The 16,726-nt window shown below is 59.2% G+C and carries 18 protein-coding genes; 9 read left to right on the top strand and 9 right to left on the bottom strand.

Translation table 11 applies throughout. From position 1 onward, the window contains the following. The first annotated feature begins 114 nt into the window (after positions 1–114). Positions 115–960, top strand: coding sequence for an AAA family ATPase (locus tag BMZ10_RS14960; RefSeq protein WP_093463622.1), 846 nt, complete (start codon positions 115–117; stop codon positions 958–960). Positions 961–987: 27 nt separating this feature from the next. Further along, positions 988–2,166 carry a vWA domain-containing protein gene (locus tag BMZ10_RS14955; protein WP_093463619.1) on the top strand — a complete coding sequence of 393 codons (1,179 nt, stop codon included), beginning with the start codon at positions 988–990 and terminating at the stop codon, positions 2,164–2,166. A 1,270-nt stretch (positions 2,167–3,436) separates the two neighbouring features. Here BMZ10_RS14955 and BMZ10_RS14950 read toward each other — a convergent pair. The 7 genes from BMZ10_RS14950 to BMZ10_RS14920 all read right to left on the bottom strand — a co-directional run bounded on the left by BMZ10_RS14950 (position 3,437) and on the right by BMZ10_RS14920 (position 9,449). Further along, a complete protein-coding gene (locus tag BMZ10_RS14950; protein WP_093463616.1) occupies positions 3,437–4,015 on the bottom strand; it encodes a hypothetical protein in 579 nt (192 codons plus the stop codon). A gap of 118 nt (positions 4,016–4,133) precedes the next feature. Further along, positions 4,134–5,054: a 5-oxoprolinase subunit C family protein gene (locus tag BMZ10_RS14945; protein ID WP_093463613.1), complete on the bottom strand. Its 921-nt coding sequence runs from the start codon at positions 5,052–5,054 to the stop codon at positions 4,134–4,136. Then, complete coding sequence (locus tag BMZ10_RS14940; protein WP_093463610.1) at positions 5,051–5,755, bottom strand: 5-oxoprolinase subunit B family protein; 705 nt, start codon at positions 5,753–5,755, stop codon at positions 5,051–5,053. The genes BMZ10_RS14945 and BMZ10_RS14940 overlap by 4 nt, the downstream gene beginning before the upstream one ends. Next, positions 5,752–6,504, bottom strand: coding sequence for a 5-oxoprolinase subunit PxpA (locus tag BMZ10_RS14935; protein ID WP_093463607.1), 753 nt, complete (start codon positions 6,502–6,504; stop codon positions 5,752–5,754). Before BMZ10_RS14935 ends, BMZ10_RS14940 begins: the two co-directional genes overlap by 4 nt. 987 nt (positions 6,505–7,491) lie before the next feature. Continuing rightward, positions 7,492–8,016 carry a DUF2937 family protein gene (locus BMZ10_RS14930; protein WP_093463604.1) on the bottom strand — a complete coding sequence of 175 codons (525 nt, stop codon included), beginning with the start codon at positions 8,014–8,016 and terminating at the stop codon, positions 7,492–7,494. A gap of 13 nt (positions 8,017–8,029) precedes the next feature. Beyond that, positions 8,030–8,803 carry a class II glutamine amidotransferase gene (locus BMZ10_RS14925; protein ID WP_093463601.1) on the bottom strand — a complete coding sequence of 258 codons (774 nt, stop codon included), beginning with the start codon at positions 8,801–8,803 and terminating at the stop codon, positions 8,030–8,032. A 133-nt stretch (positions 8,804–8,936) separates the two neighbouring features. Then, positions 8,937–9,449, bottom strand: a complete 513-nt coding sequence (locus tag BMZ10_RS14920) for an MFS transporter (RefSeq protein WP_093463598.1) — start codon at positions 9,447–9,449, stop codon at positions 8,937–8,939. Between the two features lie 139 nt (positions 9,450–9,588). On the opposite strand from BMZ10_RS14920, the gene BMZ10_RS14915 reads away from it, so the two are divergent. Beyond that, entirely contained in the window at positions 9,589–11,646 is a 2,058-nt protein-coding gene (locus BMZ10_RS14915) for a S9 family peptidase (RefSeq protein ID WP_093463595.1), read from the top strand. Between the two features lie 115 nt (positions 11,647–11,761). After that, the gene (locus BMZ10_RS14910) at positions 11,762–12,235 is read left to right on the top strand and encodes a Crp/Fnr family transcriptional regulator (RefSeq protein ID WP_093463592.1); all 474 of its coding nucleotides are present in this window, start codon (positions 11,762–11,764) and stop codon (positions 12,233–12,235) included. A 405-nt stretch (positions 12,236–12,640) separates the two neighbouring features. Here the strand turns inward: BMZ10_RS14910 and BMZ10_RS14905 are convergent, their stop codons facing one another. Further along, on the bottom strand, positions 12,641–12,928 hold the full coding sequence (locus BMZ10_RS14905; RefSeq protein WP_093463589.1) for a hypothetical protein: 288 nt from the start codon (positions 12,926–12,928) through the stop codon (positions 12,641–12,643). 107 nt (positions 12,929–13,035) lie between these two features. Between BMZ10_RS14905 and BMZ10_RS14900 the strand changes: the two genes are divergently transcribed. The 4 genes from BMZ10_RS14900 to BMZ10_RS14885 all read left to right on the top strand — a co-directional run bounded on the left by BMZ10_RS14900 (position 13,036) and on the right by BMZ10_RS14885 (position 15,250). Further along, the gene (locus BMZ10_RS14900; RefSeq protein WP_093463586.1) at positions 13,036–13,722 is read left to right on the top strand and encodes a spermidine synthase; all 687 of its coding nucleotides are present in this window, start codon (positions 13,036–13,038) and stop codon (positions 13,720–13,722) included. A 58-nt stretch (positions 13,723–13,780) separates the two neighbouring features. After that, positions 13,781–14,152 carry a YajD family HNH nuclease gene (locus BMZ10_RS14895; protein ID WP_093463583.1) on the top strand — a complete coding sequence of 124 codons (372 nt, stop codon included), beginning with the start codon at positions 13,781–13,783 and terminating at the stop codon, positions 14,150–14,152. 154 nt (positions 14,153–14,306) lie between these two features. After that, positions 14,307–14,795, top strand: coding sequence for an RNA methyltransferase (locus BMZ10_RS14890; protein ID WP_093463580.1), 489 nt, complete (start codon positions 14,307–14,309; stop codon positions 14,793–14,795). Between the two features lie 83 nt (positions 14,796–14,878). Next, complete coding sequence (locus BMZ10_RS14885; RefSeq protein WP_093463577.1) at positions 14,879–15,250, top strand: YgaP family membrane protein; 372 nt, start codon at positions 14,879–14,881, stop codon at positions 15,248–15,250. A gap of 132 nt (positions 15,251–15,382) precedes the next feature. Here the strand turns inward: BMZ10_RS14885 and BMZ10_RS14880 are convergent, their stop codons facing one another. Next, positions 15,383–15,832, bottom strand: a complete 450-nt coding sequence (locus BMZ10_RS14880) for a YcgN family cysteine cluster protein (RefSeq protein WP_093463574.1) — start codon at positions 15,830–15,832, stop codon at positions 15,383–15,385. A 295-nt stretch (positions 15,833–16,127) separates the two neighbouring features. Here BMZ10_RS14880 and BMZ10_RS14875 point away from each other — a divergent pair, with 295 nt between their 5' ends. Further along, complete coding sequence (locus BMZ10_RS14875; protein WP_093463571.1) at positions 16,128–16,721, top strand: nitroreductase family protein; 594 nt, start codon at positions 16,128–16,130, stop codon at positions 16,719–16,721. Positions 16,722–16,726: the final 5 nt, after the last annotated feature.

The raw sequence follows: 16,726 nt of genomic DNA, 5'->3' as shown, positions 1-16,726 counted from the left end.
ATAAACCGTCTGCGTTCACAGTCGAACGAACGGCGCGTTATAGTCGCCGCATTCTTTCCGCTTATTTACGTCGCCCGGGCACACTGCCCGTGCGCCAGGTTCGAGGATTTTCCGATGAAGTTCGAAGGCACCCAGGCCTATGTCGCCACTGACGACCTCAAGCTTGCCGTCAATGCCGCCATCACGCTGGAGCGACCGCTGCTGGTCAAGGGCGAGCCCGGCACCGGCAAGACCATGCTTGCTGAACAACTGGCGCAGTCCTTTGGCGCAAAGCTGATCACCTGGCACATCAAATCGACCACCAAAGCCCATCAGGGCCTGTACGAATACGATGCGGTCAGCCGCCTGCGCGACTCGCAACTGGGTGTCGACAAGGTCCACGACGTACGTAACTACCTCAAGAAAGGCAAACTCTGGGAAGCGTTCGAGTCCGAAGAGCGGGTGATCCTGCTCATCGACGAGATCGACAAGGCCGACATCGAGTTCCCCAACGACCTGTTGCAGGAACTCGACAAGATGGAGTTCTACGTTTACGAAATCGACGAGACGATCAAGGCCAAGAAGCGCCCGATCATCATCATCACGTCGAACAACGAAAAAGAACTGCCAGACGCATTTCTGCGCCGCTGCTTCTTCCACTACATCGCCTTTCCCGACCGCCCCACGTTGCAGCGGATCGTCGATGTGCATTATCCCGACATCAAGAAGGATCTGGTGAGCGAAGCGCTGGACGTGTTCTTCGACGTCCGCAAGGTGCCGGGCCTCAAGAAAAAACCTTCCACCTCCGAGCTGGTCGACTGGCTCAAGCTGCTGATGGCCGACAACATCGGTGAGGCTGTACTGCGCGAGCGCGATCCGACCAAAGCCATCCCTCCGCTGGCCGGTGCGCTGGTCAAGAACGAGCAGGACGTGCAGTTGCTCGAACGGCTGGCGTTCATGAGCCGTCGCGGCAATCGCTGACACTGGGACAAGTGCGGGACAACCATCATGTTGCTCAATCTGTTTAACGAGATGCGCGCAGCGAAGGTGCCGGTGTCGGTACGTGAACTGCTGGACCTGATCAACGCCCTGAAACAACGGGTGACCTTCGCCGACATGGATGAGTTCTACTACTTGTCCCGAACGATTCTGGTCAAGGATGAACGCCATTTCGACAAGTTCGACCGAGCGTTCGGCGCCTATTTCAATGGGCTGGAAAAGCTCGACGACCACCTGCAGGCGTTGATCCCCGAAGACTGGCTGCGCAAGGAATTCGAGCGCTCGCTGACCGATGAAGAGCGCGCGCAAATTCAGTCGCTGGGTGGCCTGGACAAGCTGATCGAGGCATTCAAAAAGCGTCTGGAAGAACAGAAAGAGCGCCACGCTGGCGGCAATAAATGGATCGGCACGGGCGGCACCAGTCCGTTCGGCTCGGGCGGTTACAACCCTGAAGGCATCCGCGTGGGTGACGCCGGCAAGCGTCAGGGCAAGGCTGTAAAAGTCTGGGATCAGCGCGAGTACAAGAACCTCGACGATCAGGTTGAACTCGGCACTCGTAACATCAAAGTGGCTTTGCGGCGCCTGCGCAAGTTCGCCCGTCAGGGCGCGGCGGACGAGCTGGATATCGACGGCACCATCGATCACACCGCGCGTGACGCGGGGCTGTTGAACATCCAGATGCGTCCGGAAAGACGCAACACCATCAAACTGTTGCTGCTGTTCGACATCGGCGGCTCGATGGATGCCCACGTCAAAGTGTGCGAAGAACTCTTCTCGGCCTGCAAGACCGAGTTCAAGCACATGGAATACTTCTACTTCCACAACTTCATTTATGAATCCGTGTGGAAGAACAACTTGCGCCGCACGTCCGAGCGCACGTCCACACTAGATCTGCTGCACAAATACGGCGCCGACTACAAAATCATCTTCATCGGCGACGCCGCCATGGCGCCCTACGAAATCACCCAGCCGGGCGGCAGCGTCGAACACTGGAACGAAGAAGCCGGGTACGTCTGGATGCACCGCTTCATGGCCAAGTTCAAGAAGATCATCTGGATCAACCCCTACCCCAAAGACGCCTGGGGCTACACAACCTCCACCCATATCGTGCGCGACCTGATCGAAGACCAGATGTATCCGCTGACGCTGCGAGGGCTGGAGGAAGGGATGCGGTATCTGGCGAAGTAATAATGAGATTGTTGAGAGCTGGCTTGCTGGTGGTGGCGCCCCCAACCTTGCCGCCGCAGCAAGCCGGACTACTAAAAGCCCTAAATCTCATTTTAAGCCCTTCCCCCTCTCTGCGCTGCTCTGCTCTGCTCTGCTCTGCTCCAAAAATGGCGCGGTCTCCGGCCACACAGCTTCACATTTCCTTACATATTAAGCATTGATCCTTCCCGCAAGCGATGATTATGTCTCTTCATCAGCGATGCAATATTCAAAACCCCCACCTCAATAGTGCTTACCTATTGAATAGAAACCACTTGTCATGCAAATAACTTAAACGGATTTATTATGAACAAATGCGCCTATAAGAAAACTGCCCTAGCGACGTCGATGATTTTAACTATTGGTGTTTTATTCGCTCCGGTGGCTGCAGCCCGCGCGGACTGCGAAGATAATATGCAAAATACAGGCATTAATGAGAGCACCATTGATCAAGCTCCAAACACGAGCTAGCGGAACCCACCGACACTCAATTCATCGAGTTACCTGATAAAATCAACCGTATTTTTGACAAACTGGAAACCGCCACTGACGTAAAATACTACAGCTTCATAGCTCTACGTGGACAGAAAGTCATGATCAATCATGTCCAGCAAGGGGATGAAAGCTCGTATTGGAAAATTGAATATAACATTGGAGAGAAATGGCAGCTCACGCCCACGTCTGAGTCGCTCATCATCCCTTCACTTGCCGTCGGCCAGAGAGTAAAGCTTAGGATTTCGCACCCAATCGGCTCTTCCTTTCGACAAAACAGGTTTTTCCATATTGATTTCGGATCTGCGCCTTACGCTCACAATATTAGAATTGAGACAAGGGGCCCAAGTACGGGAACTTATTTCTCGACGAGAACTTTCAGAGACCAGATTATGTGGGCGGGTAACATTAGAGACTCCACGGACCATTACCTGGAAGGAGCAACAGTCGATTTTATCCTCCAGCCAGACAATCAAGTCCCTTCCAATACGGTAGTTTCTCGATGGGTCACTATCGATGGAGGAATAGGAAAATATATAGACTTTCAAAGCTGTATTGGTCGCCATTCCACCGCTCCATTCACTGGTGTGTATGACAACATAAGATGGTGGCGAGCCGGATATAATAGTGGTCACTGGTATGTCACTGTTCGAGGTAATCCAAACACCGGCATCAGCCCAGTGCCCATCACACAGATCTGCACAATGAGCATGATCGGCTGACACCCGAAGACTAACCGCAAGCAATTGTGGTTAGTCTTTCATGGATTAAAGATTACGAAATATCGTGCATATTCAGCGGACAAACCATCTGCCGTGTACGGTACAAGTTTTGCAAGAATTGAAGCATACTCAATAGCTAATTGCTTTAACCCTGATCGCTTATCAAGAATTTCAAAGAGTTTTTTCTCATCATCAACCTCCAGATCATTCATATTACAAACCGGACGAACTTCTCCAGCCTCATCAACTGAAAAACTTATTTCTCCGAGCCTGTCGGCATTCATATTGATAACTTCTTTCTTTAAATCCTCCCACATGCGTTCCATCTGCACTGCGATACATTCTGCCGCATTACGACGAGCGCTCAGTTTTATGTGCTCGTAAAGATCACGCGCGCTGAGCGTTCGAAATGATATGCACCCGTCCTCAAGCAACTGTGATCGGTCTTTGTCCTTAACTTCATGATATATATAATCAGGCTCGGGCTCACTCAACACCCACTCACACTCTTGCGCAGTCTGCTCATCGACCAAGCCTTCCTGTAAAGCTTTTTCATAGGCAATCTTTATAGCCTGCTTATAGGTGTGATTCTGATCGACAATCCAAGTCAGGTTCATGCGTGCACCTCATGTCAGGAATACATGAATTGCTTAACGACGCTCGCTCGAAAATGATTACCCCACAATCCTGACCAGCATTTCTGACAATCACGTAGGACTAAAGTCACAAAACCGATTAGCTCGCGAGCGATTTCAAACAGCCCACCTGCTCCCGATGCGCAACCTCCTGCACCACGGCCCTCATCCGCACCCCACTCCCCGGCAGTTTTTGCGCCAGCCGTGCCAGCGACAGCGGGGTCAGTGCACCGAGCCGGGGGTAGCCACCGATGGTCTGGCGGTCGTTGAGCAGGACGATCGGCTGGCCGTCAGGCGGGACCTGAATGGCGCCGAGCGGAATGCCTTCGGAGATCATCGGTCTGCCCTGATAGACCAACTCCGGGCCCAGCAGGCGCATGCCCATCCGGTCGGCGCGGCTGTCCAGGGTCCAGTCGCTGTTGAAGGCATCGAACAGGCTCTGGCCGCTGAACTGGCCGATCTGTGCGCCGAGTACGACGTCGAGCGCCCGCGCATCGTCGAGGTCCGGAATCAGGTGGGCGGGCAGCGTATGCAACTGGAAGGAAGCGCCCGAGTAGGTCAGTTGATCGCCCTCACCCAGCGCTTTGCCGTAGCCATCCAGACCACCGAGCCCTTCGCGCCCCACTGTCGCACAGCTACCTAACACATCGCGGGCATCAAACCCGCCAGGGGCTGCCAGGTAAGCGCGCGCCCCACATACGGGCTGAGTGAAACGCAAGTGCTGGCCTTTTCTGACGAAGAAACTGCGCCACGGCGCGATGGAGCGATCGTCGAGCATCACGCCCAGGTCAGCGCCGGCCAGCGCGAGGCAGCAGTCGGCTTCGGCGATGAGCGTCAGGCCACCGAGGGTGACCTCGACAACAGCGGCGCCGAGCGGGTTGTTCAGCAGTTTGTTGGCCCAGGCCATCGACACCCAGTCCAGCGAGCCGCCCTGGGTCACGCCAAGATGGCGCACACCGAAGCGGCCTGCATCCTGCAAAAGACAAAGCGGCGTACTGCTTTTGACGGTCAGCCTGCTCATTTCAGCGCCTCCAGCGGGGTGTCGTCGCCGCCCAGACGAATGAATTCGGCATGGCTCACCGGCGCAAAACGCACAGTGTCGCCTGGTTGCATGAGGCTGTAGCCGTCGAGGGTGCGGTCGAACAACTTTGCCGGCGTGCGCCCCAGAATGTTCCAGCCGCCGGGGGATTCCAGCGGGTACGCTGCGGTTTGCCGCTCGGCAATCCCGACACTGCCTGCGGCGACACGCTTGCGCGGGGTCTTGATGCGAGGCGCAGCGAGGACGTCTTCGACCAGCCCCATGAACGCGAAGCCGGGCGCGAAACCGAGCGCGAACACTTGGTATTCGCGCTGGCTGTGACGCTGGATGACTTCATCCACCGACAAGCCGCTGCGTCTGGACAACAAGGCCAGCTCAGGCCCGACGCTCGCGTCATACCAGACCGGCAACACATGCTGCCGGCCGCCTTCGCCGGCGTCAGGCGACAGGTGTCGTAGCGCGGCGGCAATGACGGCGCGCGCTTGCTGCGGATCCAGCGCCAGCAGGTCGTAGTGCACCATCAAGGTCGTGTAAGACGGCACCAGATCTATCAAATGCGCACCGAAGCCCTCCCGCAGACGCAGGCTTGCGGCCAGCATCCACGGCATGTTCGCCTCATCGATGACGTCGAACAGGCGGACCATCAGGCAATCGATCGCGACGACTTCGATGCGCACATTCATGACGCTGACGTCTTGCCCAAGGCCTGACGAATGCGCTGCACCGCAGCGATGGAACTGGCGTTGTCGCCATGCACGCACAAGGTATGCGCGGCGAGCAGCAGCTCGCTGCCGTCACTGGCAATCACAGCTTCGCCGCGGGACAGTGTCAGCGCCTGGCTGATAATGGTTTCCGGGTCGTGATGGACTGCGCCAGGCAGGTTGCGCGACACCAGTCGACCGAGGGCGTCATAGGCCCGATCGGCGAAGGCTTCGAACCACAAGGTCACTCCGAACTCATCGGCAATGGCCTGGGCGGCGGAATTGTCGCGCATGGCCAGCAGCATCAGCGGCATCTGCGGGTTGTATCGAGCAATGGCCTCGACCACCGCCCGCAGCTGCGCCGGGTTCGCCATCATGTCGTTGTACAAAGCGCCGTGCGGTTTGACGTAGCTGACCTTCGCTCCCTGGGCACGGCACACGCCATCCAGCGCGCCAATCTGGTAATGCAGCAGGTCCTGAATTTCCTGCGCAGAGCACACCATCGACCGACGGCCGAACCCCACCAGATCCGGATACGCGGGATGAGCACCGATGGTGACGTCATGGGCCACCGCGAGCGCGACGGTCTTGCGCATGACACTGGGATCACCGGCGTGAAAGCCGCAAGCGATATTGGCGCAATCGATGTAAGGCATGACCTCGGCATCCAGACCCATGGTCCAGGCGCCGTAGCTTTCGCCGATATCACAATTCAATAACAGGCCGCCCACGGGGTGTCTCCTGTGCGAATGAAAGTTTAGGACGAGGCTTGAGTTTACGCGTGAGAAAGATCACTTGGCAGCGCTGAAAACGGCCCGTCACCTGCACGCGCATTCTTGGGCGAGAACCACCGACGCGTCCAACTAGTAAAAGCGAGAGGGGCAGATAAGAAAAAGTGAACGGTCGATATCCTGCGTAGGATTGAAGGTTGGCAGGCGGGATTCGCAGGACCGGCTTTAGCCGAAAAGGCGCCTGCCAGATTCCTGCCTTGGCACAGCAACTGTAGGAGTGAGCTTGCTCGCGATCTGGCGCGCAGCGGCAGCAGAATCGGATGACGGGGTATGTCAGGCAGACTGCATGGCCGGGCTTTACGACGACTTCGTCGCCGATCGCGGGACAAGCCACGCTCCTACGGGCAGTGCATCAAGCTTTCGCGAGCAAGCGCGCTCCCACAGGTTTTGTGCTTGACCCAATACCAGGCGACGCCGCAGAAATCGTGTGGGAGTGAGCTTGCTCGCGATTAGGCCGATATGTTCGCCGGAGAGATATCGCGTGACCATCAGCCTTCGAGTTTTGTGCTCGACACGAACCTGGCAACCCCACAAATCCCTTGTAGGAGCGCGGCTTGTCCCGCGATCTGGCGCGCAGCGGCAGCAGAATCGGATGACGGGGTATGTCAGGCAGACTGCATGGCCGGGCTTCACGACGACTTCGTCGCCGATCGCGGGACAAGCCACGCTCCTACGGGCAGTGCATCAAGCCTTCGCGAGCAAGCCCGCTCCCACAGGTTTTGTGTTTGACCAATACCAGGCAACGCCGCAGAAATCGTGTAGGAGTGAGCTTGCTCGCGAAGACTGGTTTCCAGCCTCCGCATCTCGACTGGCTGTAACCGGCCCCTTCCCGGCTAAAGCCGGTCCTACAGACGCCGCGAACGGGGCGAATGTCCAGAGCCGGCTCGCCCTGTTCATCAGCGATCAGACCGTCAATCGGCTCAGGGCTCAACGCCAGTCGCGATTGACCGGGCGGACGTGGTGTCGGCCAACGAAAAGCCAGTCGATGAACACCACAAAACTTTCGATCACCAGGGAGAACAGCAGCGCGCAGGCCAAGCCCCAGCCGATGACTTCCGGCGACAGCAGCACCTGCCATGTGTAGCCATTCCAGGTTTCCGTACGAATGTCGGGGTCGGCGGCGGTCAGGACGTGATAAGCGCGTGCGTACCACGGGCCCTGTAGCGCGAGCCACTCGCGGTCCAGCGTCTGAGTGCGCGTCAACAGGTTGTTGATGTTGCTGGCATCGGCGCGAAACACCGGGTCCTCACTGCTGCGATAATGCTGGATCAGCGCCTGCACATCGCCGTTGAAGAAACGCTGCGCGGTCTCGTTGTAGCCGCGAAGGGCCTGCTGGGCTTCCATCAGATGCGCTTCTACCCGCTTGCTGTAGTCACTGATGAAGCCGGGAATCTGCACGCCGATCAACAGGCCCGCCGTGAACAACACCAGTCGCAGATAGCTTCGCAGCATAGATCCCTCTCTTTCAGGTTCGCCCTTGGGCCACGCATTCGCCGCGGCGCCAGAGACTCCAGTGACCTGGCTCGTAGCGATTCCAGGTCTCGTTTTCGGTCAGAGGTTCGGTGGCGATCACGGTGACCACGTCATTGGGCGTGGTTTCTGCCTGAAAATCGACAATCATATCGACATCCTTCAGGCGGGCCGGACCGAACGGCGCTCGACGGGTAATGTGCACCAGCTTGGTGGAACAAAAGCAAAATAACCAGTCGCCATCACTGAGCAGACCGTTGAACACGCCCTTGCTGCGGTAGTGATTGCAGGCTTCGACCAGCGTCGGCAACAGCTGTTCGATCTCGACAGGTTCGGGGAACGCCTCGCGGATCCGGTTGAGCAGATCGCAGAATGCAGCCTCGCTGTCGGTATCGCCGACCGGCCGGTAAAACGTGGCGCGGGGATGAAAATCCGCCAGTTGGCCGTTGTGGGCAAAGCACCAGTTGCGCCCCCACAGCTCGCGCACGAAAGGATGCGTGTTGGACAGACAGACCTTGCCGACGTTGGCCTGGCGAATATGCCCGATGACCACTTCACTCTTGATCGGATAGCGCTGCACCAGCTGCGCCACCTCGGACTCGCTGCTGGCCGCGGGATCCTGGAACAGCCGCAATCCGCGCCCTTCGTAGAACCCGATGCCCCAACCGTCACGATGCGGACCGGTACGCCCGCCGCGCTGCATCAGCCCGGTAAAGCTGAACACGATGTCGGTGGGTACGTTGGCACTCATGCCCAGAAGTTCACACATGATGAGGTCTCGGTACGCTCAACGGCGCATGGCCCTACAGAAGCGCGCTGCCTGCAAAAACGGGGATCTGGCAACCAACGCGCGATTTCGACGGATGGATCGTGCAGAAGCGGCATAACGGTGCCGCGCAGCATTACAGTTTGGGTTCGACTCGATAGCGTCCGCCATTATTGCCGACTGCAGGCTGACTGGCCGGTGCGCTCGGCTCGGTGGCATACCGCCCGTTGCCTTCTGCGGCATACCGTTCATCCTGCTGCTTCTGTTCGGCAGCCGCTTGGGCAGCCGCGGCTTCGGCGTGTGCCTGACGGGCCTTTTTCTTGCGCAGAAACGGCAGGCGAATCAGCGCGAAAATGACATAGAGTCCCAGCGCGATTGCGCCATAAGTGGCCAGATCAAGAACCGCTTGCCAGACGATATTGCCGACCTTCAAGGCCAGGTCCAGCACGCTGATCGCCAGCGCCGGAGCGTAACGTTCTTTGACCGGATCGATGACAGTCGGGCAGAACAGCAGCACAGCGCCGATCACGCGCAAAGGTTCGCGCAGGTAGCGCCACATCCAGCCGGTCAGCTTGAACCACACCAACAGACAACCCAACGCAGCGAATGCGTAAAGGCCCCAGGCAATCAGATAGTCGTTGTCGGTCATGACGTCCGTGGTAAGGCAGGTAAAGAGGCGCTTATGATAACGACTTTTCGCACGCCTAGCTTCCCCGGCTTCAGTTATCGGGCTGCAGCGTCCTCGCGCCGCGTTCCGCACCGGCCGACCCCACTTGAGAGAGCCCCGCATGCCATCTTCCCATAACACCCTGAGCGCCCCGGTTGCCCGCAAGGCCGACGGTGCCGATCCGTATGCCTGGCTGCAGAACCGCGATACCGATGAGGTGCTCGACTACCTCAAGGCCGAGAACGACTATCAGGAGCAGCAACTGGCCGATCAGCAGGCGCTGCGTGAAGCGCTGTTCCAGGAAATCAAAGGGCGCATTCTCGAAACCGACCTGTCGCTGCCTTCGCCATGGGGCCCGTATCTGTATTACACCCGCACCACCGAAGGCGACGAGTACGCACGCCATTATCGCTGCCCGCGCCCGGCCGACGACTCGCAGACGGTCGATGAAAGCGCCGAAGAGCTGTTGCTCGACCCCAATGCACTGGCCAATGGCGGCTTCTTTTCACTGGGCACGTTCAGCATCAGTCCGGACCATCAACGTCTGGCCTACAGCCTGGACACCAGCGGCGAAGAGGTCTATCAGCTGTACGTCAAGGAGCTGAGCAGCGGTGATGTCATCGGCCTGCCGTTCGAGGACTGCGACGGCAGCATGACGTGGGCCAACGACAGCCGCACGCTGTTCTTCGGCGAACTGGATGACACTCATCGTCCGCACAAGCTGTACCGCCACACGCTGGGCAATGATTTTGCCGATCTGGTGTTCAACGAGCCGGACGGGCGCTTCTTTCTGCATTGCTATCGCAGCAGTTCCGAACGTCAGCTGGTGCTGGCGCTGGACAGCAAGACCACCAGCGAGGCCTGGGTGCTGGACGCGAGCAAGCCGGAGCAGGCGTTCGTCTGCATGGCCCCGCGCAGCGAAGGCCACGAATATTCGGTGGACCACGGTCTGGTCGACGGTGCGTGGAGCTGGCTGATCCGCAGCAACCAGGCGGGCATCAATTTCGCGCTGTTCCAGGCGCCCGAAAGATCGGCCGGCGTGCCAGGACGCAACGACTGGCAGACGCTCGTGCCGCACAGTGAGTCAGTCATGCTCGACGGCTTCAGCCTCAATGCCAAAGGTCTGACCCTGAGCCTGCGCGAAGGCGGTTTGCCCATCGTCGAAGTTCACCCGCAAGGCCTGCCGGCTTATCGCGTGCAACTGCCGGATGCGGCCTACAACCTTTATGTGCAGGACACTCTTGAATTCGAGAGCGACAAGATCCGCCTGCGCTATCAATCCCTCAACCGTCCGCCACAGGTGCGTCAATTGACCCTGGCAACCGGCGAGCAGACCGTGCTTAAGCAGACGCCGGTACTCGGCGTCTTCGATGCCGATGCCTACGTCAGCCAGCGCCTGTGGGCCACCGCCGCCGATGGGACGCAAGTGCCGATCAGCCTTGTGGTCAAACGTGAGCTGGTGGGTCAGACGGTTCCGCTTTACCTCTACGGATACGGCGCCTATGGCGAGAGTCTCGATCCGTGGTTCTCTCATGCACGCCTGAGCCTGCTGGATCGCGGCGTTGCGTTTGCCATTGCCCATGTGCGAGGCGGCGGCGAACTGGGCGAGGCCTGGTATCGCAACGGCAAGCAAGAGCACAAGGCCAATACCTTTAGCGACTTCATCGCCTGTGCCGAGCACTTGATCGCCGAGCAGCTGACGAGCGCCGAGCAATTGGTGATCAGCGGCGGCAGCGCGGGCGGCCTGTTGATCGGTGCAGTGGTCAATCAGCGACCTGAGCTGTTCAAGGCGGCGATCGCCGAGGTGCCGTTCGTCGACGTGCTGAATACCATGCTCGACCCCGAACTGCCGCTCACCGTCACCGAATACGACGAGTGGGGCAACCCGCAGGAGGCCGATGTCTACCAGCGCATCAAGGCGTACGCGCCATACGAAAACGTCACGGCGCAAGATTACCCGGCGATGCTGGTGATCGCCGGCTATAACGACAGTCGGGTGCAGTATTGGGAAGCGGCCAAGTGGGTGGCAAAATTGCGTGACTGCAAGACCGATGACCATCTGCTCCTGCTCAAGACCGAACTGGGCGCCGGGCACGGCGGCATGAGCGGCCGCTATCAGGGATTGCGTGACGTGGCGCTCGAATACGGGTTTATCTTCAAGGTATTGCATCTGGCCTGAGGAACTCCCTCGCGGCCCTTTGTCATATCAGGCATATCCCGGACAGTGTGTAGTCCGGGAGCCGTTTTCATGTAAGCAAACGCTTCTTCATCAAGACACTCATCAAGAACCTGCCATGCCAACACCGTCGTCACTGAACAACGAAATTCGCGAAATGCTGATGGATTGCGGTCTCTTCCTGGCACTGAGCCCCGCCGACTTTTCCGCCGCCGCGGGCTACTTCAGCATCAGCAGCATCGACAAAGGCGAAGCCATCTTCAACGAAGGCGACGCGGGCACGTTCATGTGCATCATCCACTCGGGCACGGTGTCGGTGCAGAAGCTCAACGGCGACGGCAAGCCGGTGGAAACCGCGATCTTGCGCAGCGGTCGGGCGTTCGGTGAAATGGCCGTCCTCGACGGCGAACGACGTTCGGCCAGTTGCATTGCCGCCTCGCCCTGCTATCTGCTGAATCTGGGCAAGGACTCACTCGACAAGATGCTTAACGACGCGCCCAAGGTCGCCGCGAAGATCATCCGCGCGATTGCGGTCGCCATGTCGAAGCGTCTGCGGATGATGGACGGACAGGTGTTGGCGCATCAGGAATGACGCGCCAGTCTTGAGTCTGTCTGGCCGGAGAATTCAGAAACGCCCGTAAATCCCTGCAGGGGTGAGCTCGCTGTTTTTAACGGCCCCTCGATCAACGGCGTGACGCCCGACGCTTTCCCGGCTGAAGCCGGTCCTACGAAAAGCTTGCAGCGTCTGTAGAACCGGCTTCAGCCGGGAAGAGGTCGATGCATGCTGTGGAATTGGAGCGTCTGGAAGTCAGCCATCGCGAGCAAGCTCGCTCCCACACGTTTTGTGGTCTGGCTCGATACCCGTCGGCGCCGCACTACCTTGTAGGAGCGCACTTGCCCGCGAGAGGCTGGCACCTTCACAACCTCTGCGCTGGCTGCAACACTGCCCTGACAAACACACTCGCTCCCGCCAGACGTTAGCAAAGCGCCACGGCTTTCAGGGACTCGGCTTGGCCGGCGGCGGCAACCTCGGCAGCGGCTCGTCCTCTTTTGGCGGTCCAGGCTGGGGAATCTTCGGCAACAACGGTGGGTTGCCCTGCCCTCCCGCGCGCGGCACCGACGGCGGTGTGACTTGCGGGTAAGGCGTCGGCGTGGCGGTTCCGGGTGAGCCGGCCGTCGCGGAAATGGGCTCAGGTACGTTGAGGATCGGCTGCAGATTTTCGGCATAAACCTGCGACGCACCGAGCATCGTCAAGACAATCGCCGCTAGAATGGAGCACTTCATCGTTGGCCTCCACTGCCAATGTTCGTTGTTCCGCTCAGGCTACTCCTGCGCAACGCATCATGCTCAGACAAATTAACGCGTGCGCCCGGCCTTCCCATGAGTTCTCCATGAAACGTTTCGTTCTGCTCGACACCACTCCGATCCCCGATAACGGCGGCGCCCTGTGCCTGTTCGAATACGGCGAGGATTTCGTGATCAAGATTCAGGGCGGCGACGGTGGCCAGCTGATGAACACGCGCATGCACGGCTCCGAGGACGCGCTGGCGCAGATACCCTGTACCAAAGTCGCGTCGCGGCCCAACCCTCGAGTGCTGATCGGCGGTCTTGGCATGGGCTTCACACTGGCCTCGGCCCTCAAGCATCTGGGCAAGAATGGCGAAGTGGTCGTCGCCGAACTGGTGCCCGGCGTGGTCGAGTGGAACCGCGGTGCCTTGGGTGCGAAATCCGGCAATCCATTGCAGGACCCACGCGCGAAGGTGCTCGTCCAGGACGTCGCGCAGGTGCTGAAAAGCGAGCCCCAGGGCTTCGACGCCATCATGCTCGACGTCGACAACGGTCCCGAAGGCCTGACGCAGAAGTCCAACAGTTGGCTGTACTCGGCCGGTGGCCTTGCCGCTTGCGCCAGTGCCTTGCGCCCTAAAGGCGTGCTCGCGGTGTGGTCGGCCAGCGCTGATGCCGCCTTCAGCGAGAAGCTGCGCAAGGCCGGATTCAAGGCCGAAGAGGTCAAGGTCTACGCCCACGGCAACAAAGGCACGCGCCACACGATCTGGATCGCAGAAAAAGTCAAAGGCTGAGCCCGCAGCAAAGCGCTAGAATTCCCCCATTGCCAATGCACACGAAACAGGTGACACCATGAGTTCGGGAACGCCGACCCCCACGTCCAAGCTGGACCGCATCCTTGCCGACGCCCAGCGCGATCGCGAAATGGGCTATCGCGACAAAGCCCTGCGCATGTACCCGCACGTCTGCGGCCGCTGCGCGCGGGAGTTTTCCGGCAAGCGCCTGAGCGAGCTGACCGTCCATCATCGCGATCACAACCATGACAACAACCCTCAGGACGGCTCCAACTGGGAATTGCTCTGCCTGTATTGCCACGACAACGAGCACTCTCGTTACACGGACCAGCAGTACTTTTCCGACAGCTCGCTGAGCACGCCCAAGGCCGCCAAAGCGACCCACAACCCGTTCGCCGCCCTGGCCGGTCTGATGAAAAAGGATGAATGAACCTGTCGCAGGGCGCTGCCCCGCGATGCGTTCGTTCAGCCGATAAAAGGTTGTCGCCTGATCTGGACAATCGCCGGCGAGCGCGCTCCCACGCGTTCGCTGAGCCCCGCCTTCCCGTATAATCCCGCGCTTTCTCTCAAGAGCACCCTTCTCCGTGGCCAACAAACGCTATGCCTGCATCGGCTTGTTCAACCCTAAATCCGCGGAAAACGTCGGTTCGGTGATGCGCGCGGCAGGTTGTTACGGCGTGGCATCGGTGTTCTACACCGGCAAACGCTACGAGCGGGCGCGGGACTTCGTGACCGACACCAAGAAAATCCATCAGGACATTCCGCTGATCGGCATCGACGACCTGAAAAAGATCATCCCGCTGGGCTGCGTGCCCGTCGCCGTCGAACTGGTGGACGGCGCACGGGCGCTGCCCGAGTACACCCACCCTGATCGCGCGTTGTACATCTTCGGCCCTGAAGACGGTTCGCTGGATAAAGAGATTCGCGACTGGTGCGAGGACGTCGTGTACATCCCGACGACCGGCTGCATGAACCTGGCTGCTACGGTCAACGTGGTGCTTTACGACCGCATGGCCAAAGGCAACAACACTCGCTCCGGTCCGAAGTTTGGCCGGGAAACCGATCGCACCTGATCGGCAGGTGATGACAACGCATTGAACAGTTCGTGTTTGTGACAGTCAGCTTTAAGGACCTTACTCTTCATGGAGAACGCATCATGAGCGACACCCCGATCATTGAACGCATCGAACGTCCTTTGCATGATTACCCACAACAGAACGTCCAGGGCTGGGAGCGAATTGGCTCGCTGGCCGGTGGTGTGCTGATGATGGGCAAAGGCCTGCGCCGAGGCGGGATTTTCGGTCTGGTGCAGTTGGCCATTGGCGGTGCGGTGCTGGCGCGAGGCATCACCGGCCATTGCTCAGCCAAGGCGCTGCTGGAGAAAAGTCGCAGTGAAATGGACGTGGCCCGCGCCCGGATCCACGAAGCCGGTGCCGAGCTGAGCAAACTCAAGACTAAAGCCGAAGTCGCGGCGGAAGAAGCCGTGGTTCAGAGCGTCGATGCCGTCAAAGGGCCAAAAGGCGTCTGAGTCAAGCTGACGAGCGGTCGCCGCGCTGGCTGCCAGGCGCAGCGTCCGGGTCAGCCAAGCGTCAGCGGTGCTTGTCCGAGGTTTACGCTTCGGACACAACCGCTGGCGCTTCTGCCAGGCGATGCGTCAGGATCAACCCGCGCGGAAAATCAGATAATCCTCCCAGTCGTCCTCTGCCACGCTCTTTTCACTGAGCATGCGCCCTGATTGGGAAATCCCTTCTTTGTGAACCTGCTCGCGGTCACCGCACACCAGATGGTGCCAACGCGGCAAATCTTTGCCTTCGCTGACCAGACGATAGCCACAGGTCGGGGGCAGCCATTTGAATTCATCGGCCTGACCCGGCGTCAACTGAATGCAGTCCGGGACCCATGTGCGGCGATTCGGGTAATCGGTGCACTGGCACGTCTGCAGATCCAGCAGTTTGCAGGCGATGCGCGTGTAGTAGACGCTGCCGTCGTCCTCGTCCTCAAGCTTTTGCAGGCAGCACAATCCACAGCCGTCACACAGCGACTCCCACTCGACCGGATCGAGTTGAGCGAGAGTTTTGCGTGTCCAGAACGGTTCGGCTTTTGCGGTCATGATGGCTGCGAGAACTGCTTTCGGGCGATGAAAAGGTCGCCAGTCTAGAGCCACATCGCAGCCGGGCCAAGCCTTGGCGACTGTCGGTCCCACCAGCGGCGCAGGAAACAGGGCGCAGGCTTGTCAGCCGCCCTTCGGCACAGTAGCTTTAGGCCCTCACCGGCTCTGTGCAAAGCCCGTGATCACGCATCACCTCGGTTTCGACGATGCCTGCCGTCAACGGCCCATCTGATTGTTATTCACCCCGGCTGTCCAACGGCTGGCGGTTTACTTAACCCTTCAGGATCAGACATTCATGAGCGCCAACCCACGCGTTGCCGATTACGCCATCCACCCGCAGTTCACCGATCGCTGGTCGCCTCGTGCCTTTACCGGTGAAAGCATCCCGCAGGAAACCTTGCTGAGCTTCTTCGAAGCCGCGCGCTGGGCGCCATCGGCGTATAACTCGCAACCGTGGCGCTTTCTGTACGCCCGACGCGACACCCCGAACTGGGAGCGTTTCCTTGGCCTGCTCAACGAGTTCAACCGCGGCTGGGCGCAGCACGCGTCGGCGCTGGTGATCATTATTTCCAAGACCACTTTCACAGCGCCCGGCGCCAGCGAAGAATCGCCCGCGCTCTGGCATACTTTCGACACCGGATCGGCATGGGGCCACTTGGCGTTGCAAGCAAGCCTGAGCGGCTGGCACACCCACGGCATGGCCGGTTTCGATCAGGAACTGACCCGCAAGGAACTGAAAATCCCCGAAGGCTACGCGCTGCACGCCGCAGTGGCGATCGGCAAACTGGGAGACAAGGCAACGCTCGCCGAGTACTTGCAAGCACGCGAAACCCCGAGCCCACGCCGCCCGCTGGCCGAGCTGGCCGCTGAAGGGGATTTCACGCTGTAAGACGA

The organism is Pseudomonas sp. NFR16 (genome assembly GCF_900108875.1).
Lineage (GTDB): Bacteria > Pseudomonadota > Gammaproteobacteria > Pseudomonadales > Pseudomonadaceae > Aquipseudomonas.
Note: the sequence above shows the minus strand (reverse complement) of the source record. Positions and strands in the feature narration are given on the sequence as shown.

Excerpts from the sequence above, each read along its gene's own strand:
- BMZ10_RS14960 (WP_093463622.1), top strand. The coding sequence starts at position 115 with ATGAAGTTCGAAGGCACCCAGGCCTATGTCGCCACTGACGACCTCAAG.
- BMZ10_RS14955 (WP_093463619.1), top strand. The coding sequence starts at position 988 with ATGTTGCTCAATCTGTTTAACGAGATGCGCGCAGCGAAGGTGCCGGTG.
- BMZ10_RS14950 (WP_093463616.1), bottom strand. The coding sequence starts at position 4,015 with ATGAACCTGACTTGGATTGTCGATCAGAATCACACCTATAAGCAGGCT.
- BMZ10_RS14945 (WP_093463613.1), bottom strand. The coding sequence starts at position 5,054 with ATGAGCAGGCTGACCGTCAAAAGCAGTACGCCGCTTTGTCTTTTGCAG.
- BMZ10_RS14940 (WP_093463610.1), bottom strand. The coding sequence starts at position 5,755 with ATGAATGTGCGCATCGAAGTCGTCGCGATCGATTGCCTGATGGTCCGC.
- BMZ10_RS14930 (WP_093463604.1), bottom strand. The coding sequence starts at position 8,016 with ATGCTGCGAAGCTATCTGCGACTGGTGTTGTTCACGGCGGGCCTGTTG.
- BMZ10_RS14925 (WP_093463601.1), bottom strand. The coding sequence starts at position 8,803 with ATGTGTGAACTTCTGGGCATGAGTGCCAACGTACCCACCGACATCGTG.
- BMZ10_RS14920 (WP_093463598.1), bottom strand. The coding sequence starts at position 9,449 with ATGACCGACAACGACTATCTGATTGCCTGGGGCCTTTACGCATTCGCT.
- BMZ10_RS14915 (WP_093463595.1), top strand. The coding sequence starts at position 9,589 with ATGCCATCTTCCCATAACACCCTGAGCGCCCCGGTTGCCCGCAAGGCC.
- BMZ10_RS14910 (WP_093463592.1), top strand. The coding sequence starts at position 11,762 with ATGCCAACACCGTCGTCACTGAACAACGAAATTCGCGAAATGCTGATG.
- BMZ10_RS14905 (WP_093463589.1), bottom strand. The coding sequence starts at position 12,928 with ATGAAGTGCTCCATTCTAGCGGCGATTGTCTTGACGATGCTCGGTGCG.
- BMZ10_RS14900 (WP_093463586.1), top strand. The coding sequence starts at position 13,036 with ATGAAACGTTTCGTTCTGCTCGACACCACTCCGATCCCCGATAACGGC.
- BMZ10_RS14895 (WP_093463583.1), top strand. The coding sequence starts at position 13,781 with ATGAGTTCGGGAACGCCGACCCCCACGTCCAAGCTGGACCGCATCCTT.
- BMZ10_RS14885 (WP_093463577.1), top strand. The coding sequence starts at position 14,879 with ATGAGCGACACCCCGATCATTGAACGCATCGAACGTCCTTTGCATGAT.
- BMZ10_RS14880 (WP_093463574.1), bottom strand. The coding sequence starts at position 15,832 with ATGACCGCAAAAGCCGAACCGTTCTGGACACGCAAAACTCTCGCTCAA.
- BMZ10_RS14875 (WP_093463571.1), top strand. The coding sequence starts at position 16,128 with ATGAGCGCCAACCCACGCGTTGCCGATTACGCCATCCACCCGCAGTTC.